The following is an 18249-nucleotide window of genomic DNA, read 5'->3' as shown; positions in this document are numbered from 1 at the left end:
CCTTGGTTGCTGTTTCTCATATACTGATTTAGTACCTGGTGATAAAAATTGTCGTCATACATATAATGAGTAGAAAATGCGGATCGGCGACGACGAAGGAGAGCCGAGCATGGAACGAATGCCAAAGCGTCAGCGGCACCAGCTGCTGGCTCAGTACATAGAAGAAAATCCGTTTATAACGGACCGGGAGCTTACAAGGCTGCTGAAGGTCAGTATTCAGACGATTCGTCTCGACCGCATGGAGCTCGGAATTCCCGAGCTGCGGGAAAGACTAAAACTGATGGCGGAGCGCTCATACGATTCGGTACGGTCCCTGCCTCTGCATGAGGTCATCGGTGACATCGTCGATCTCGAATTGGACAAGAGCGGCATTTCGATATTTGAAATCCGTGAGGAGCACGTATTCTCGCGAACGGCCATCGCCCGGGGGCACCATGTGTTCGCCCAAGCGAATTCGCTTGCGGTTGCTGTGATCGATGATGCGATTGCGCTGACGGTAACGGCTGACATCCGGTTTATTCGTCCCGTCCGGCTGGGTGAGAAGTGCATCGCCAAAGCCTATGTCAGGTCGATTTCGGGAGAGCGGAGCAAATCGAAGGTTGAGCTGTTTACGTATGTTGGAGATGAAATGGTATTCCAAGGCAATTTCGTTATCTACAGATCCGCGGGCGATCGAGACAACGGAGGAGGAGAAAACAATGCGGATCGCGATTGACGCGATGGGAGGCGACCACGCCCCTGGATTAATTGTGCAGGGCGCGTTGGAAGCGGCGAAGGAATGGCCGGACGTGCAGCTCGTGCTCGTCGGCGATAAGACGGCTATTGAGCCGCTTTTGAAGGAAGGGCTGCCGTCCAATGTGACGCTTCATCATGCCGATGAGGTCATTGGCGCGGATGACGAACCCGTTCGAGCGGTCAGACGGAAGAAAGGGTCATCCATGGTTATCGCCGGCCAATTGGTGAAGGATAAGCAAGTGGACGCGATGCTCTCCGCAGGCAATACTGGCGCGCTCATGACGACAGGACTGCTGGTTGTCGGCAGAATGGAAGGGATCGAGCGCCCTGCGCTTGCTCCGATTCTTCCGACGATGGGCAGCGGCGGCGTGCTGTCGCTCGATATGGGCGCCAACATGGACGCGAAGCCGGAGCACCTGCTCCAGTACGCCATTATGGGAAGCATCTACCGCGCAAAAGTGCATGGCGTCCAGAATCCGAGAGTCGGCCTGCTGAATGTCGGTTCAGAGGCGAAGAAGGGCAATGAATTGACGAAAGCGGCTTACGAGCTGCTGGAGAATGCCCCAATCCAGTTTGTCGGCAATGTGGAGTCTAGGGACGTATTTGACGGCAAATGCGACGTCCTCGTGTGCGACGGCTTTGCGGGCAATATTTTGCTGAAAGCGATGGAAGGCACAGCCGGCGCCATCTTCTCTACGCTGAAGGAAGCGTTCGGCAGCTCGCTGCTGACCAAGCTTGCCGCGGCGATTATGCTGCCGAAGCTGAAGACGCTGAAGCAAAAGCTGGATTATAAGGAGCATGGCGGAGCTCCTCTGCTCGGCTTGAACGGGCTGGTCATCAAGTGTCACGGCTCATCGGACGCATATGCGGTCAAAAACGCGGTTCGCCAAGCGAGAATCGCGCTGCAGGCTAACCTGACTGAATCGATTTCCGCAGAAATTAACCGGAAGTGAGTGAGTTGCATGAATCTTCATCCAGTCGGCATTATTGGTACGGGCAAATATGTGCCCGAGAACATTCTTACGAATCAACAGCTGGAGCAGATGGTCGAGACGAACGATGAATGGATCGTGACCCGCACCGGGATTAAAGAACGCCGTCTCGCTGCAGAACAGGAGGCAACCTCCGATCTTGCGTATGAAGCGGCCAAAAGAGCAATCGCAGCGGCGGGACTAACGGCGGATGATATCGACCTGATTATCGTCGCGACGATTACGCCGGATATGTTCTTCCCGTCCACGGCCTGCCTCCTTCAGGACAAGCTTGGCGCCGCAAAGGCGGCGGCGTTTGATTTGTCCGCGGCGTGCTCAGGCTTCATCTACGGGCTCGCTACAGGGTCGAATATGATTGCGACGGGCATGTACAAGCATGTGCTTGTCGTAGGGGCGGAGACGCTTTCGCGGATCACGGACTATACCGACCGCAACACTTGTATCCTGTTCGGAGACGGCGCCGGCGCCGTTGTCCTTGGACAAGTGGAAGAAGGACGGGGCTTTAAGTCATTCGAGCTAGGCGCTGACGGCAGCGGAGGAGAGCTCCTGAGGGTGAGGGGCGGCGGCTCAAGACTGCCTGCTTCGGCGCAAACGCTGTCCGAGAAGCAGCATTATATTTACATGGCCGGCAACGATGTGTTCAAATTCGCCGTTCGCATTATGGGAAGCGCGGCGGAGGAGGCTCTGGCGAAGGCAGGGATGTCCAAGGAGGACGTCGATCTCCTTGTTCCGCATCAAGCCAATATCCGCATCATCCAATCCGCGCTCAGCAGATTGAATCTCGCGGAAGAGAAAGCCATGATCAACTTGGACAAATACGGCAACATGTCGGCGGCGTCGATTCCAGTCGCGCTGGCGGAAGCCGTTGAACAGAATCGCGTGAAGGAAGGCGACTGTCTCGTATTCGTCGGCTTCGGCGGCGGATTGACATGGGGAGCGTCCGTCCTGATTTGGTAACCGGCTTGCCGGTTAGCCGTGCATAGCATTCGTTTTCGATTTGTTGTAGGAGGGGAACACGTTGACGAAGACGGCATTTGTATTTCCCGGACAGGGAGCCCAAGCCGTAGGAATGGGGAAAGACGCGTTCGACGCGTATGAGACCGCAAAGCAATTGTTTCAAGAGGCGGATGAAGCCTTAGGATTTGATCTCAGCACGCTCATATTTGAAGGACCGGAAGAGGCTTTGAAGCAAACCGCCAATACGCAGCCGGCTCTACTAACAGTTAGCATCGCTTATTTGAAGCTGCTGGAGAACAGCGGGCTGAAGGCGGATTACGTAGCGGGTCACAGTTTAGGCGAATACAGCGCGCTTGTCGCGGCTGGCGTCATAACTTTCGGCGACGCGGTTCGCACGGTTCGCGCGCGCGGACTTTTTATGGAACAAGCGGTACCAAGCGGTCAAGGCGCGATGGCGGCGGTTCTGGGAGCAGAGCGCGAGGAACTTGCGAAGCTATGCGCTTCCGTTACGGAAGAAGGCGCTGCCGTCGAGCTCGCTAACGTGAACTGCCCGGGCCAGATCGTTGTATCCGGCACGGCGGCCGGCGTGCAGGCGGTAGTGGAGCGCGGCAAGGAAGCAGGGGCGAAGCGGGTCATTCCGCTTGAAGTAAGCGGACCGTTCCACTCCTCGCTTATGAAGCCGGCGGCGGAGAAGCTGGCGGACAAGCTCGCCGGCGTGGAGCTTAAGGACGCCGCGATCCCTGTCGTTGCAAACGTTACGGCTGATGAAGTGACGGCAGCGTCCAAAATCCGCGAGCTGCTCGCTCAGCAGGTATATTCTCCTGTGTTATGGGAGGACAGCATCCGTTATCTGATCGGTCAAGGCGTAGACACGTTCGTCGAGATCGGTTCGGGCACCGTGCTGGCGGGGCTTATCAAGAAGATCGACCGGAATGTGCGCGTCTTGTCAGTCAACAGTATTTCGGCGCTGGAAGCGCTGCAAGTGAACTAAATTAAGACGGAGGGATCGATATGTTTGCGAGCTTGGAAGGTAAAAAAGCGCTTGTAACGGGCGCCTCCCGCGGCATCGGACGCGCGATCGCCATTGCGCTTGCGGAAGCGGGCGCGGACGTCGCCATCAACTATTCCGGCAGCGAAGCGGCCGCAGCCGAGACGGCGGCGGCTGTGGAAGCGCTCGGCCGCCGCGCCGTTCTTGTCAAGGCGAATGTCGGAAAAGCCGATGAATTCGAAGCGATGGTGAAGGATGTCATCGATCAGCTTGGAGCAATTGACATTCTGGTGAATAACGCCGGCATTACAAGAGATAATTTAATCATGCGCATGAAGGAAGAGGAATTCGATCAAGTCATCGAAACGAATCTGAAAGGCGTGTTCAACGGCATTAAGGCGGTAACGCGTCCGATGATGAAGCAGCGCTCCGGACGAATCATTAATATTTCCTCCGTGGTGGGCGTGCTGGGCAACCCGGGACAGGCGAATTACGTGGCGGCGAAAGCCGGCGTTATCGGCCTTACGAAAGCGAGCGCGCGCGAGCTTGCTTCCCGCGGAATCACGGTAAACTGCGTAGCCCCAGGCTTTATCCAGACGGATATGACGGATAAGCTGCCTGAGGACATGAAAGCTTCGTTATCCGCGCAAATTCCGTTAGCGCGGCTGGGCGACGCAGCTGATATTGCGAACGCCGTGCGCTTCTTGGCATCCGACGCCGCGGCTTATATGACCGGCCAGACCGTGCATGTCGACGGCGGCATGTACATGTAGAGCCGGCTTTATGCCTGGAAGTGAACTTTTATTGGCAAGGTAAAGATGGCATTTTATGAACAATTCTCGTATAATACGGTGGAGGAGGTGAACCGGATGTCCGATGTAGTAGATCGCGTTAAACGTATTGTCATCGACCGCCTTGGCGTAGACGAAGCAGAAGTAACACTTGAAGCTTCCTTCAAAGATGACCTCGGAGCAGACTCTCTTGACGTCGTTGAATTGGTCATGGAGCTGGAAGACGAGTTTGATATGGAAATCTCTGATGAAGATGCAGAGAAAATCACTACGGTGGGAGAAGTTGTAGCCTACATACAATCTCATACCTAAGGATGGACAAGTCCCGTTGCGATAAACGGGACTTCTCTCCATGTTAAGCGTCTTCATCCCAAATCATACATAAATGAGGCTTAACGGCCGCTTTTTTATATAAAGAAGACTGCAAGAACGGGGTCTTCATATCGCTGGCAGCAGAGGTGAATGAAATGAAACAAAGAGTAGTCGTTACAGGTATGGGGGTTATGACCTCGTTAGGTTCGGATCTGGAGCAATTTTGGAAGCACCTGCTGGAAGGCAAATCCGGCGTTTCCCTCATCGAAGCGTTCGACGTATCGGAATATCCGACACGCATCGCGGCTGAGATCAAAAACTTTAATCCAGAAGATTTTGGTTTGGATAAGAAAGAAGCGCGCAGAATGGACCGGTTCGTCCAATTCGCTGCCGTTGCGAGCAAGCTCGCAGTGGCGGACGCAGGCATTAAGATCGGCGAGAATACGGACGCCGAGCGAATCGGCGTTATGATCGGGTCCGGAATTGGCGGCCTCGGCACGTGGGAGGATCAGCATAATATTTTGCTGGAGAAAGGCCCGAAACGCGTCAGCCCGTTCTTTATCCCGATGATGATCGCGAACATGGCGTCGGGCCAAGTATCGATGCTCACAGGCGCAAAAGGCCCGAACAGCACGGCTGTCACCGCCTGCGCAACCGGTACGCATTCGATCGGCGACTCGTTCAAAATGATTCAGCGCGGCGACGCGGACGTTATGATCGCGGGCGGCGCTGAAGCGACCATTCGTCCTACAGGCATGGCGGGCTTCTGCTCGATGCGCGCGATGTCGACGCGCAATGATGAGCCGGAGAAAGCGAGCCGGCCATTCGACGTCGACCGCGACGGCTTCGTGATGGGCGAAGGCGCGGGCATTCTCGTGCTGGAATCGCTTGAGCACGCGAAGGCGCGCGGCGCCAAAATTTACGCGGAAGTGATCGGCTACGGCATGAGCGGCGACGCTCACCATATGACGGAGCCGGATCCGGACGGAGCCGCCCGCTGTATGGCGAAGGCTGTACGCGACGCCGGCATCGAGCCTTCGGACATCGATTACATTAACGCGCACGGCACATCGACGCCGGTCGGGGACGCGTCAGAGACGACAGCCATCAAAAAGACGTTCGGCGACCATGCTTACAAGCTTGCGGTCAGCTCGACGAAATCGATGACAGGACATCTGCTCGGCGCGGCAGGCGGCGTAGAGGCCGTCATTCTTGGCTTGACATTGAAGAACGGCGTAATCGCGCCGACCATTAACTTGGACAACCAGGATCCTGAGCTGGATCTGGATTATGTTCCGAATAAAGCGCGGGAAGCGAGCGTCAAATACGCGTTGTCGAATTCCTTCGGCTTCGGGGGACATAACGCTACGATCGTGATGAAGGCTTATGAAGCATGAACATTCCTTTGATGAGCTGCAGCGGAAGCTGCAGCTCAATTTCAAACGTATCAAGCTGTTAAGACAAGCCTTCACGCACACCTCCTATGTGAACGAGCATAAGCGCGGGTCCGTTCAGGATAACGAACGGCTGGAGTTTCTTGGCGACGCGGTGCTGCAGCTTCTCGTGTCGGAATATTTATTCGAGACGTATCCGAAGCGTCCGGAAGGGGAGTTAACCCGGATGCGGGCATCGGTCGTATGCGAGCCGTCGCTTGCTTATTTTGCCGAGCGGCTTGAGCTTGGCAAACACGTCTTGCTCGGGCGCGGCGAAGAGCAGCTGGGGGGCAGACACCGCCAGGCGCTTCTTGCCGATTTGTTCGAATCCTTTATCGGAGCGATCTTCCTGGACGCCGGCATCGAACGGACAAGGCAGTTTTTGCAGGAGCATATGTTTCCGTTCATCGAATCCAATGACTTCGGCCTCTTAATGAAGGATGCCAAGTCAAAGCTTCAGGAGAGAGCGCAGCATCACGGAATGGGACCTGTTGAATACCGTGTTCTGGAGGAACGGGGACCTGCTCATGACCGTGAATTTATTGTAGAAGTGTTTCTTGGCGCGGAAGTTTTCGGGCGAGGCGCCGGACGCACGAAGAAGGAAGCGGAGCAGCGCGCCGCGGCGGAGGCTTGGAATAAGCTGTCCGCGGAGTCGTAAGCGCATGTGCCGAATGATAATCCTTTAGGCCGCCTAAATAGCGGTTTGAGGGATTTTTTTATGTCTCGGGATGCAGAAAATGGGAGCGTCGGCCGGTGTCCGGCGGCGCTCGAAATGATTAACGCAAATAACAATTCTGTGTTACAATGGAGGGTGAGGTGAAAGCCAAACTATGTTTTTGAAGAGGATCGAACTGGCGGGATTTAAATCATTCGCCGATAAAACCGAATTGGAATTTGTAAACGGTATTACGGCTGTCGTCGGGCCGAACGGCTCGGGGAAGAGCAACATATCCGACGGCATTCGCTGGGTTCTGGGGGAGCAAAGCGCCAAGAGCCTTCGCGGCGGCAAAATGGAGGATATTATATTCGCCGGCAGCGACGCGCGCAAAGCGGTTAACTACGGCGAGGTCTCGCTTACGCTCGATAATTCGGACGGCGCACTGCCGCTCGAATATAATGAAGTGACCGTAACGCGCCGGGTGCACCGAAGCGGCGACAGCGAATATATGATCAACAAGCAGCCGTGCCGGTTGAAGGATATAACGGAGCTGTTCATGGATACGGGCATCGGCAAAGAGGCTTATTCCATCATTGGACAGGGCCGGATCGAGGAGATTTTGAGTACGCGTTCCGAGGACCGCAGGGGCATATTCGAGGAAGCGTCCGGCATCGTCAAATATAAATCGCGCAAGCGGGAAGCGCAGAAGAAGCTTGATGAGACGGAGCAGAATCTGCTGCGGATTCATGACCTTGTATCCGAGCTTGAGGATCAGGTTGAGCCTCTGCGCAAGCAGTCCGAAAAGGCGATTCATTTCAAGGCGCTGAAGGAAACGCTGAAGACGAAAGAAATCTCGATGTACGTACATAACATTGAGACGGTGCATCAGTCATGGTCGCAAGCGACGGCCAAGCTGGAGAAGCTGCAGGAAGAGCAGCTTCAGCTCTCAACTATCGTAAGCAAGCATGACGCGCATTTGGAGCAGGATCGCCTGCAGCTTCGCGAAATCGAGGCGGCGCTTGACCGGCTGCATGAAGCGATGCTGCAAATCAGCGAAGACGTGGAGAAGTGCGAAGGCTACGGCGAGGTGCTGAAGGAACGGAAACGCAACCTCGAACAAAATAAGCGGCAGCTGGAAGAATCGATTGCGGCGCAGGATGAGCGAATCTCGGCGCTGACGAAGGACGAAGCGGACTTCCGCAGCAAGGCTGCGGCGCTGGAGCTTCAGCTTGCCGAGCTGCGTACGAAGCTGTCCGCCGAAGAAGCGAACTTGCTTGGTGTCGCGGGAGGCGCTGTCGTCGATGCGGAGGAGCGGCTGAAGAGCGAGCTTCTTGACGTTCTCAGCGCGATGGCGCAGCACCGGAACGAAATCCGTTACGCGGCCCAACAGAAGGAAACGCTGCAGCGCAGAATGGAGCGGTTAAGCGAGGACGAGTCCAAGTGGGCGGAGCAGAAGGCGCGCTTGGATGAACGCAAGGCAGCGCTTGAACAATCGCTTGCGGACACGCTCCGCAGCTTGGAGTCGACCCGGAACCGGATGCTGGAGGAATCCGAGTCGGTCAAAACGATTGCCGCTCAAATTGACGAGGTGCTCTCTGCCATCCGCAAGTGGGAGCAGCGTCTTGACAGCCATATTTCGCGTCGCGATACGATGAAAGAAATGCAGGATGCGCTTGACGGCTTTATGCAAGGGGTTAAGGAAGTGCTGAAGGCCGCGCGCCGCAGCTCCGGCGGAATCGAAGGCGTGCATGGCGCGGTCGCGGAGCTTGTGCGAGTGCCGCAGCGGATTGAGATCGCCGTGGAAACCGCGCTTGGCGGAGCGCTTCAGCACATTGTGATGGAGGATGAACGCACGGCCCGGGCGGCGATTGCTTTCCTGAAGCAGCGCCAGCTTGGCCGAGCGACGTTCCTGCCGCTTGACGTAATTAAGGGGCGCATGGTGCCGGAAAACGACAAACGGACGGCGGCCGGCGTTGAAGGCTTTGTCGGGGTTGCGTCCGAGCTTGTGCAGTGTGACGCACGCTACCAAGCGATCGTGAACAACCTGCTCGGCAACGTGCTGCTGGCGGAAACGCTGGAGCAGGCGAACCGAATCGCCTCCAGATGCTCTTACCGTTACCGCGTCGTGACGCTGGAAGGCGACGTCGTTAACGCCGGCGGTTCCATGACGGGCGGAAGCCTTCAGAAGAAAGGCGCAAGTCTGCTTGGAAGAGGACGCCAGATCGAGGCGCTGGATCAGGAGATCAAGGAAGCGAAGGCGACCGTGGACCAACTGAGAAGCAAGCTGAGCGATCTTCGCAAGGAGCATTCGATCCGCTCGCAGAATATGGAGGAGCTTCGCGGCCAAGCGGAGCAATGCCGCATTCAGGAGCAAGGGCTCCGCGCCGAGCTGCAGCAAGCCGCTTCGGAGGCGAAGCTGCTAGCGGAGCAAAGCGACGTATCGATCTCGGAGCGCAGCTCGCAGACGGAAGAGCAAGAGCAAATCGAGAAGCTTGCGGCTGCTGCGGAGAAACGGCTGGAGCAGTTGACGCTCGATGAAGCGCGGCTCCAAGAAGCGATCCGGCTCGCGGAGGAGCGGCGAAAGGCCAGCGAATCCGCCAAGGAAGAGCTGCAAGGCCAGCTGACGGATTTGAAAATCGCGGTCGCGAAGACCGATCAGGAGAAGCTGAGCTTCGAGGATCAGGCTGCCCGCGTCCGCAGCGAGATTCAACGGGCGAAAAGCGAAATGGCGAACTTGCGGGCGCTTTCGGAGCAGCAGGATGAGGAGATTTTACGCCACGGCGAAGAAACCGTGAAGCAGATTGAGCAGCTGAATGATCTCCGAATCAAAAAGGCGGAATGCGCCGAGCAGACCGATCTGAAACGCGCGGCGAGAGCGCAGCGCATAGCGGAGCTTGAGCAAGGCGAAAGCGAAACGAAGGAGCAGCGCGCGCAGCTGCGCGCGGTGGAGGATCAGATCCGGAGCACGGAAATCGCCGTGAATCGTCAGGATGTCGAGCTGGACAACCTGCTCCGTAAGCTAAGCGAGGAGTATGAGCTCAGTTACGAGCTTGCCAAAGAGCAGTATCCGGTACCGGAGGATGTGCTCGGCACGCAAAACGAAGTGCGCGATTTGAAACGCCAAATCGCGGCGCTGGGCGAAGTCAATCTGGGCGCGATCGAGGAGTACGAGCGGATCAAGGAACGCTACGAATTTTTGTCCGAACAGAAGAACGATCTGATCGAGGCGAAGACGGCTCTGTATCAAGTTATCAAAGAGATGGATGACGAGATGTCGAGAAGGTTCCGCAGCACGTTCGAAGCGATACGCGGCCACTTTGTCGTCGTATTCGCCAAGCTGTTCGGCGGCGGCCGCGCCGATCTTATTATGGTGGAGCCGGATCGGGTGCTTGACACGGGCATCGATATTGTAGCGCAGCCTCCGGGCAAAAAGCTGCAAAACCTGCAGCTTCTATCCGGCGGCGAACGCGCGCTAACGGCAATCGCGCTTCTGTTCGCGATTTTGCAGGTAAAGCCCGTGCCGTTCGTCGTGCTCGACGAGGTCGAGGCGGCGCTTGACGAAGCGAACGTAGCGCGCTTCGCGCAATACTTGCGCGAGTTTTCGGAGCTAACCCAGTTTATCGTGGTGACGCACCGCAAAGGCACAATGGAGGAAGCCGACGTGCTGTACGGCGTCACGATGGAAGAGGGCGGCGTGTCGAAGCTGGTGTCGGTGCGTCTAGAGGAAGATGAGCCGGTCTCGGCTTAAATAGAAATGCCTTGATCGTCAAGGCGAGGTCAGGATGGAGGAGCCGCTGGCATGAGTTTTTTTAAAAAGCTGAAAGAAAGCATCGCTTCGAAGACGGAAGCGGTAACGAATGTATTCAAGGAAGGCCTGTCGAAGACACGCACGGCGTTTGTGGAGAGGGTCGAGGAGCTGATTACCCGCCGCAAAAAAATCGACGAGGAATTTTACGAGGAGCTCGAGGAGATTCTGATTGGCGCGGACGTCGGGGTCACGACCGTTATGAAGCTGATCGACGACCTGAGGGCGGAAGTGAAAAAACGGAAAATCGAAAACGCCGCGGAGCTGCAGCCGATTTTGTCCGAAAAGCTGATCGAGCTGTTGAAGGGCGACGATCATGCCGAGCTGCGCATGGCGCCTGAAGGCCAGATTACGGTTATTCTGTTCGTTGGCGTCAACGGCGTCGGCAAGACGACGACGATCGGCAAGCTGGCGCACCGTTTCAAGAGCGAAGGCAAAAACGTGCTGCTCGCTGCAGGCGATACGTTCCGCGCAGGCGCGATTGAGCAGCTCGAGGTTTGGGGGCAGCGCGTAGGCGTAGATGTCATCAAGCAGTCATCGGGCGCGGATCCGGCTGCAGTTATGTTTGACGCCGTACAAGCAGCGAAGCAGCGCAAGGTGGACGTCCTGCTATGCGATACGGCAGGACGCTTGCAGAACAAGACGAACCTGATGGAAGAGCTGAACAAAATTTTCCGCGTCATCCAGCGCGAGCTGCCGGATGCTCCGCACGAGGTGCTGCTCGTGCTTGACGCGACGACGGGCCAGAATGCGCTCAGCCAGGCTAAGCTGTTCGGGGAGAAAAGCGGCGTAACCGGGCTCGTGCTCACCAAGCTGGACGGTACGGCTAAAGGAGGCATCGTCGTCGCGATTCGCAACGAGCTGAACCTGCCGGTTAAACTGGTCGGTCTAGGCGAAAAAATGGGCGACCTGCAGACGTTCGATTCCGAGCAGTTCGTTCACGCATTGTTCGCCGGATTGATTAGCCGTGAAGCCGGAGAGCAGCAAACAACAGATCCGTCATAAAATTTAACGCCATTCGCAGACCTTATCCAGGTTGGCGAATGGCGTTTTTTGCGCTTAGTGTCATACCGTCATCCAGCCCGCCAATGAAGCGGACGCTTTTAGCGAAGTCGGCCATTTTAGCGAAAAACATCTTATTGATTAGAGTTAAGATGAGGAGCTCTCGCAAAATTTGGTAGATTTATCGCAACCGCTCCATTACAATGGACAGTGCTGGGTCCCGTGCCCTATTTTTTCTTATTTCTCTATTAGGAGGCTGCTATTCATGAAAAGAAACAAAGGTTTATCCGTTCTGATTGCCGTCATGCTGCTTTTCGCAAGTCTGGCTCTGCCTGTATCCGCTGCCGAAGACCATATCGAAACCTTCGATATTGCCAATGAAGGCTCCGGCTACCAAATCCATATTCCCGGCTTTATCGAGCTGACGACAGCAAAGGGAACAGATATCGACGGTATGCCTTTTGAGGTAGACGCGATTAAAATGGAGGTACCGAAGCCGAACAGCGACGGAACGTACACGTTATTCGAAATTACGACGGACAAAACCGACGCGTTTGCGGTCGATTCGTACCCCGGCATCTATGGCGAAGGTCAGCTTACTTCGTTCTACGGCGAGTTCGAGAACGGCAAAATCGTCTATTCAATCGAAAAAGATTTGATGGACAAAATAGTGGACGAGGTGTTTACGTTCGACTTCAACGTAACGACCGCTGATGGCGAGGGGCTGGATTACTTCTACGAAATTAACTTCGTTTTCGACCAGGGCGGAAGCGGTCAGCCTGCCGCCCCGAAACCGGCCGCGGCTGTAACGGCTAAACCTACATCCTCCAAAGTGCTGGTAAACGGCAAGCAAGTTGCGTTCGAAGCTTATAATATCGGCGGCAACAACTACTTCAAGCTGCGCGACCTTGCAATGGCGCTGAACGGCTCGGCAAAGCAATTTGAGGTAACGTGGGACGCGGAATTTAATGTGATCGATCTTCTGACAGAGACAGCGTACACGCCCGTCGGCAACGAGCTGGCCGTCTCCGGCGATGCTTCGAGCAAAAAAGGCAAGCTTAGCGCGTCCGGCGTATTTTTGAATGGGGAAGAAGTCACGATCACGGCTTACAATATTGGCGGCAACAATTACTTTAAGCTTAGAGATATCGCGAAGGTTATTAATTTCGCCGTCCTGTGGGATGAGTCGGCCAAAACGGTCAGCATCGACGCTTCGGCCGGCTACACGGAAGAATAAAAATAAGGCTTGCATGGAATGGAAACCTGGGCGAAGAGCTGTCCGGGTTTCTTTTTTTTGCCGACAAGGTCATTTACTTGACAGGGGCAATCGCCATCATGTATGATAAGAAACGTTGAACGAAGCTGTAAAGGGAATTCCCTTGACGGTCAGGACAAACGGCGAAAGTGAAGGAGGCGAAGGCGATGAAGGAGAACGAACCGGATGCCTTGGCCAGAACGACAAGAATTAATTTGCTGTTCGACTTCTACGAAAGCTTGCTGACTGAGAAGCAGCGCACTATACTTACTTATTATTATCACGACGATTTTTCGCTTGGCGAAATCGCTTCGGAATTCGGGATCAGCCGTCAGGCTGTCTACGATAATATCAAACGCGCGGAAGGCGCGCTTGAGAGCTACGAAGAGAAGCTTTCCTTGCTCGAAAAGCATGAGCGGCTGATGAGGCTTGCGGATAAGCTGGAGCAGGATGTGAATGCGATCGTGACGAATGAATGGGATAAGCGATCCCTTATAGAAGCCATCGGACAATTCCGAGCGGCAGAAGGAACGGCGAAGGAAGGAGGCGAGAGTTCATGGCAGCATTTGAAAGCTTAAGCAACCGGCTGCAAAGCGTATTCAGCAAGCTGAGAGGCAAAGGCAAGGTTTCTGAAGACGATGTTAACGAGGCGATGCGCGAGGTTCGTTTGGCGCTTCTGGAGGCTGACGTTAACTTTAAGGTTGTGAAGGACTTCATCGCCAAAGTGAAGGAACAGGCTATTGGCTTGGAGGTTTCCAAGAGCTTTACGCCGGGTATGGTCATCATTGACATCGTCAATAAAGAATTGACGCAGCTGATGGGCGGCACACAGGCGAAGCTCGCAAAGGCGAACAAGCCTCCGACAGTCATCATGATGGTAGGCTTGCAAGGCGCAGGTAAGACGACGACGTCCGGAAAGCTGGCCCGTTTGCTCCAGAAGGGCAATCATAAGCCGCTTCTCGTCGCGTGCGATATTTACCGGCCTGCGGCAATTAAACAGCTCCAAGTGCTGGGCGAACAAATTGGCGCGCCGGTGTTCTCGATGGGCGATCAAACCTCGCCGGTCGACATTGCAAAGTCGGGTCTCCAGCATGCGAAGGAGAACGGCAACGATTATATTATTTTCGATACCGCCGGACGTTTGCATATCGACGAAGAGCTGATGAATGAGCTGAAGCTCATCCACGCGAACGTGAAGCCGGATGAGGTTCTTCTCGTTGTTGACGCCATGACGGGTCAAGACGCGGTTAACGTTGCGCAAAGCTTCCATGAGCAGCTCGAGCTGACAGGCGTCGTGCTTACGAAGCTTGACGGCGATACGAGAGGCGGCGCGGCGCTGTCGGTTAAGGCGGTTACGGGGCAGCCGATCAAATTCGCCGCAATGGGCGAAAAGATCGATTCGCTTGAGCCGTTCCATCCTGAACGGATGGCTTCCCGGATTCTCGGCATGGGCGACATGCTCTCGCTTATTGAGAAAGCGCAAGCCGGCATTGACGCGGATAAAGCGGCGGAGATGGAACGCAAGATGCGCACCGCGGAATTTACATTCGATGACTTCCTGGAGCAGATGGAGCAGGTGCGAAAGCTTGGACCCCTCGATCAAATCATGGATATGCTGCCTGGCATGAACAAGATGAAGGGCGGCATGAAGGATTTGAAGGTGGACGAGAAGCAGCTCGGCCGGATTGAAGCGATCGTTCGTTCCATGACGAAGGAAGAGAAGCAGAAGCCGGAGCTGCTGAATCACAGCAGGCGCAAGCGCGTCGCTGCGGGCAGTGGCACGACCATTGTGGAAGTGAATCGGCTGATCAAGCAATTCGACGATATGCGCAAGATGATGAAGCAATTCTCGTCGATGATGGGGCCGAAGGGCCCCAAAGGCAAGAAGGGCATGAAAGGTTTAAAAGGCATGCTCGGCCGCAATATGAAATTCCCGTTCTAAACCATAACGGTATCGTATTTTTTGAAGGAGGTGAATGAAAATGGCAGTACGTATTCGCTTGAAACGTATGGGCGCTCACAAAGCACCTTTCTACCGCGTCGTTGTATCGGATTCCCGTTCCCCGCGTGATGGACGTTTTATTGAAGAGATCGGTACTTACAACCCGGTTGCACAGCCGGCTCAAGTCAACATTGACGAAGAGAAGGCTCTTAAATGGCTGCAAACTGGCGCGCAAGCATCTGACACTGTTCGCAATCTGCTTTCCAAAGCTGGTGTTCTGAAGAAGTTCCATGAGCTTAAGCAACAGAAGTAACTGTTGAAGAGCGGAGGGCTTTGTGATGAAAGATTTAATTCTTGTCATAGCGAAGGCTTTGGTGGATCATCCAGATGAGGTGCGAGTCGGTGTGAAGGACGATGAACGCAGCACGGTTTATGAGCTTTCGGTCCATCCGGACGACATCGGGAAAGTTATCGGCAAACAAGGCCGTATAGCGAAGGCGATACGGACGGTTGTAACGTCGGCGTCGGTCAAATCGAGCAAACGCGTCATCGTTGATATTAATTCATAATCCGAACGCATGGCTTAAGGGTCGGGACGAATGTCCTGACCCTTTTTGTCATGTTATAATAGCAGTAACTTAATGGAAGAAGGGCTGGAGAGCATGAACGAGAAAATGTATACCGTAGGCAAAATTGTGAATACGCATGGCATTCGGGGAGATATTAAGGTGCTGCCGCAGACGGATTTCGCTGAGGAACGGTTTGCCCCGGGCAGCAAGCTGTTTATGGTGAACGAACAAACCGGAGAAGCGCGCGAAGTGAAGGTCGCCGGCTCGCGCGAGCAGAAAAATGTGTACTTTCTGAAGCTGGAAGGTTTCGATAACATAAACGAAGTCGAGAAGTTTAAAGGCTGGTCGCTGAAAATTCCGGAATCTCAGCAAGGGGAGCTGGAGGAAGGAGAATACTACTACCACGAGATCATCGGGTGCTCCGTCGTAACCGAAGAAGGCGAAGAGCTCGGCAAAATCTCCGAAATTTTAAGTCCGGGCGCAAATGACGTTTGGGTTGTAGATCCTTCGAAAGGGAAAGGCAAGCAGCTTCTTCTGCCTTTTATCGACGACGTCGTGCTGAATGTAAACGTGGCGGACAAGCTAGTGACGGTTCGGTTAATGGAAGGATTGATGTAAGGCGATGAAGATCGATGTGCTCACGCTGTTCCCGGAAATGTTCGAAGGCGTATTCGGCGCCAGCATTCTGGGCAAAGCGAAGGAGAAAGGAATTGTTTCGCTGCAAGCCGTCAATTTCCGTAACTATGCGAACAATAAGCACAATACGGTTGACGATTATCCTTACGGCGGCGGAGGCGGTATGGTTCTGAAGCCGGAGCCTGTCTTCGCGGCGGTCGAGGATCTTCAGGTGGAGCCGGAAGCGAAACCTCGCGTCATTCTGATGTGCCCGCAGGGCGAAACCTTCACGCAGCGCAAGGCGGAGGAATTGTCGAAGGAGTCGCATCTCGTGCTTATATGCGGGCATTACGAAGGCTACGATGAACGGATCCGCGAGCATCTGGTGACAGACGAGCTTTCCATAGGCGATTATGTGCTGACAGGCGGCGAAATCCCGGCGATGGCCGTTATTGACAGCGTCGTCAGGCTGCTGCCTGGCGTGCTGGGTAATGAAACTTCGGCCGTGACCGATTCTTACAGCACGGGATTGCTGGAGCATCCTCATTATACGAGGCCTCCGGAATTTCGCGGCTGGAGCGTGCCCGATATATTAGTGTCCGGCCATCATGCCAAAATCGAGGCTTGGCGCAGGGAGCAATCGCTGCTTCGGACGCTTAGGAGACGGCCGGATATGCTGGAGAAAGTCGAGCTTACCGCGAAGGAGCGGAAGTGGCTGAAGGAAATGGCGGATTCCGCTCGGCATTCGGATGTATAGAGTAGAATAGAAACGGAAACGATGTACATAACCAATATTGATTTTTGTTGAATACTCGAAAAGTAAATATCGCAAGCCCCCATGCGAACGTTATCCAGCAAGATAAGAACGATGCCCATACGAGATTCTATCAAATTTAAAAACATGAAGGAACGGGTGTAAGAAACCTGTTGATTTGTGCTAATATCTATGGTAAAATTTCTAATGTTGTTCGTAAAGACGGACGGTCCGCTATAAGCCATGATCGACTCTGATAGAGCTCGGGAGCTTACATGAACGTCTATGGTGGAAGGAGTGAACGAGAGTGAATATCGTACAAGCAATTACGCAAGAGCAATTGCGTCAAGATCTTCCAAGCTTTCGCCCTGGCGATACGCTGAAGGTTTACGTTAAAGTTATCGAGGGATCGCGCGAGCGTATCCAGCTGTTCGAAGGCGTCGTTATCAAACGTCGCGGCGGCGGCATCAGCGAAACTTTTACTGTACGCAAAATCTCTTACGGCGTAGGCGTGGAAAGAACGTTCCCGCTTCATTCGCCTAAGATCGACAAAATCGAAGTAGCACGTCGCGGTAAAGTACGTCGCGCTAAGCTGTACTACCTTCGTAACCTGCGCGGTAAAGCTGCTAGAATTAAAGAGATTCGCTAAGATGAAACGTCAAGAGGGGCTTGCGCAAACAAGCCCCTTTTCGTTTTCTTTAAAGGTTCGATTACATACTAAGTCGTCAAAGAAAGAAGGCGAATTCATGGATTCACAGCATCGAAACGAAGAGGATAACATAAACGTTGCAAACGAAGTGAGCGAAGACGTGAACGCGCATAGCGATGATCTCGGGAAGCGCCCTTCACCGAAACGGAAAAGCGGAGCTTATAAGGAAATTGTGGAATGGATCAAAGCGCTTGTCATTGCCGTCGTGCTGGTTTTCTTTATCCGCCAATTTCTGTTTTCTCCGTTTATTGTAGACGGTCCGTCCATGCAGCCTAATTTTGAGACGGGTGAACGTCTGATTGTCAATAAAATTATTTATACGTTCCGGGAGCCAAAGTTCGGGGAAGTTGTCGTATTTGATGTGCCCGAGCAAGGCCGGAAGTTTATTAAGCGAGTGATCGGCGTTCCAGGGGATAAGATTCGTCTGGAAGGTGACGAGCTCTATATTAATGATCAGCTTGTTGAGGAACCCTATATAAAGGCTGCCATCCAAGAAGCGCATGCAAACGGCGGCTTATATAATGGCGAGGGCCCACGATATAACTTCCCGAACGATAACGTGCAAGAGATGGTCGTGCCGGAAGGAACAATCTTTGCATTAGGCGATAATCGCGATGACAGCACGGACAGCCGCGTAATCGGATTTGTAAAGGACGACGAAATCGTCGGACGCGCGGATATGATTTTCTGGCCGCTCGACAAACTAAGTTTCATCAAGCATCGGTACTAGAC

Annotated in this window: 19 protein-coding genes; all 19 read left to right on the top strand. The window is 54.3% G+C overall.

Annotated elements, in window-relative coordinates:
* Nucleotides 1-118 precede the first annotated feature (118 nt).
* The 19 genes from fapR (at nucleotide 119) to lepB (ending at nucleotide 18247) form a co-directional block, all read left to right on the top strand.
* Nucleotides 119-715, top strand: a complete 597-nt coding sequence (gene fapR, locus D3P08_RS15720; RefSeq protein ID WP_119600673.1) for a transcription factor FapR — start codon at nucleotides 119-121, stop codon at nucleotides 713-715.
* Entirely contained in the window at nucleotides 699-1688 is a 990-nt protein-coding gene (gene plsX, locus D3P08_RS15715) for a phosphate acyltransferase PlsX (protein WP_119600644.1), read from the top strand. Before fapR ends, plsX begins: the two co-directional genes overlap by 17 nt.
* 9 nt (nucleotides 1689-1697) lie before the next feature.
* Complete coding sequence (locus D3P08_RS15710; RefSeq protein ID WP_119600643.1) at nucleotides 1698-2684, top strand: beta-ketoacyl-ACP synthase III; 987 nt, start codon at nucleotides 1698-1700, stop codon at nucleotides 2682-2684.
* Between the two features lie 61 nt (nucleotides 2685-2745).
* The gene (gene fabD, locus D3P08_RS15705; protein WP_119600642.1) at nucleotides 2746-3675 is read left to right on the top strand and encodes an ACP S-malonyltransferase; all 930 of its coding nucleotides are present in this window, start codon (nucleotides 2746-2748) and stop codon (nucleotides 3673-3675) included.
* Between the two features lie 20 nt (nucleotides 3676-3695).
* A complete protein-coding gene (gene fabG, locus D3P08_RS15700; RefSeq protein ID WP_119600641.1) occupies nucleotides 3696-4445 on the top strand; it encodes a 3-oxoacyl-[acyl-carrier-protein] reductase in 750 nt (249 codons plus the stop codon).
* Between the two features lie 96 nt (nucleotides 4446-4541).
* The gene (acpP, locus tag D3P08_RS15695) at nucleotides 4542-4775 is read left to right on the top strand and encodes an acyl carrier protein (RefSeq protein ID WP_119600640.1); all 234 of its coding nucleotides are present in this window, start codon (nucleotides 4542-4544) and stop codon (nucleotides 4773-4775) included.
* A 155-nt stretch (nucleotides 4776-4930) separates the two neighbouring features.
* Complete coding sequence (gene fabF, locus D3P08_RS15690; RefSeq protein ID WP_119600639.1) at nucleotides 4931-6172, top strand: beta-ketoacyl-ACP synthase II; 1242 nt, start codon at nucleotides 4931-4933, stop codon at nucleotides 6170-6172.
* Nucleotides 6162-6866: a ribonuclease III gene (rnc, locus tag D3P08_RS15685; RefSeq protein WP_119600638.1), complete on the top strand. Its 705-nt coding sequence runs from the start codon at nucleotides 6162-6164 to the stop codon at nucleotides 6864-6866. The genes fabF and rnc overlap by 11 nt, the downstream gene beginning before the upstream one ends.
* A gap of 172 nt (nucleotides 6867-7038) precedes the next feature.
* Nucleotides 7039-10614, top strand: coding sequence for a chromosome segregation protein SMC (gene smc / locus D3P08_RS15680; protein ID WP_119600637.1), 3576 nt, complete (start codon nucleotides 7039-7041; stop codon nucleotides 10612-10614).
* 51 nt (nucleotides 10615-10665) lie between these two features.
* The gene (gene ftsY, locus D3P08_RS15675; protein WP_119600636.1) at nucleotides 10666-11676 is read left to right on the top strand and encodes a signal recognition particle-docking protein FtsY; all 1011 of its coding nucleotides are present in this window, start codon (nucleotides 10666-10668) and stop codon (nucleotides 11674-11676) included.
* A 262-nt stretch (nucleotides 11677-11938) separates the two neighbouring features.
* Nucleotides 11939-12910: a hypothetical protein gene (locus D3P08_RS15670; RefSeq protein WP_119600635.1), complete on the top strand. Its 972-nt coding sequence runs from the start codon at nucleotides 11939-11941 to the stop codon at nucleotides 12908-12910.
* 185 nt (nucleotides 12911-13095) lie between these two features.
* Nucleotides 13096-13506 carry a putative DNA-binding protein gene (locus D3P08_RS15665; protein WP_119600634.1) on the top strand — a complete coding sequence of 137 codons (411 nt, stop codon included), beginning with the start codon at nucleotides 13096-13098 and terminating at the stop codon, nucleotides 13504-13506.
* Nucleotides 13485-14870, top strand: a complete 1386-nt coding sequence (gene ffh, locus D3P08_RS15660; RefSeq protein WP_119600633.1) for a signal recognition particle protein — start codon at nucleotides 13485-13487, stop codon at nucleotides 14868-14870. The genes D3P08_RS15665 and ffh overlap by 22 nt, the downstream gene beginning before the upstream one ends.
* A gap of 40 nt (nucleotides 14871-14910) precedes the next feature.
* On the top strand, nucleotides 14911-15183 hold the full coding sequence (rpsP, locus tag D3P08_RS15655; RefSeq protein ID WP_006036559.1) for a 30S ribosomal protein S16: 273 nt from the start codon (nucleotides 14911-14913) through the stop codon (nucleotides 15181-15183).
* 25 nt (nucleotides 15184-15208) lie between these two features.
* The gene (locus tag D3P08_RS15650) at nucleotides 15209-15439 is read left to right on the top strand and encodes a KH domain-containing protein (RefSeq protein WP_119600632.1); all 231 of its coding nucleotides are present in this window, start codon (nucleotides 15209-15211) and stop codon (nucleotides 15437-15439) included.
* A 93-nt stretch (nucleotides 15440-15532) separates the two neighbouring features.
* Nucleotides 15533-16057 carry a ribosome maturation factor RimM gene (rimM, locus tag D3P08_RS15645; protein WP_119600672.1) on the top strand — a complete coding sequence of 175 codons (525 nt, stop codon included), beginning with the start codon at nucleotides 15533-15535 and terminating at the stop codon, nucleotides 16055-16057.
* Nucleotides 16058-16061: 4 nt separating this feature from the next.
* Nucleotides 16062-16811, top strand: a complete 750-nt coding sequence (gene trmD / locus D3P08_RS15640; protein ID WP_119600631.1) for a tRNA (guanosine(37)-N1)-methyltransferase TrmD — start codon at nucleotides 16062-16064, stop codon at nucleotides 16809-16811.
* A gap of 304 nt (nucleotides 16812-17115) precedes the next feature.
* Nucleotides 17116-17457, top strand: a complete 342-nt coding sequence (rplS, locus tag D3P08_RS15635) for a 50S ribosomal protein L19 (RefSeq protein WP_119600630.1) — start codon at nucleotides 17116-17118, stop codon at nucleotides 17455-17457.
* Nucleotides 17458-17554: 97 nt separating this feature from the next.
* Nucleotides 17555-18247 (top strand): signal peptidase I, encoded by a 693-nt coding sequence (lepB, locus tag D3P08_RS15630; protein WP_119600629.1) that lies wholly within the window; start codon nucleotides 17555-17557, stop codon nucleotides 18245-18247.
* Nucleotides 18248-18249: the final 2 nt, after the last annotated feature.

The organism is Paenibacillus nanensis, assembly GCF_003583765.1.
GTDB lineage: Bacteria > Bacillota > Bacilli > Paenibacillales > Paenibacillaceae > Pristimantibacillus > Pristimantibacillus nanensis.
The sequence above is the reverse complement of the archived record's forward strand: the minus strand, read 5'-3'. Positions and strand labels throughout refer to the sequence as shown.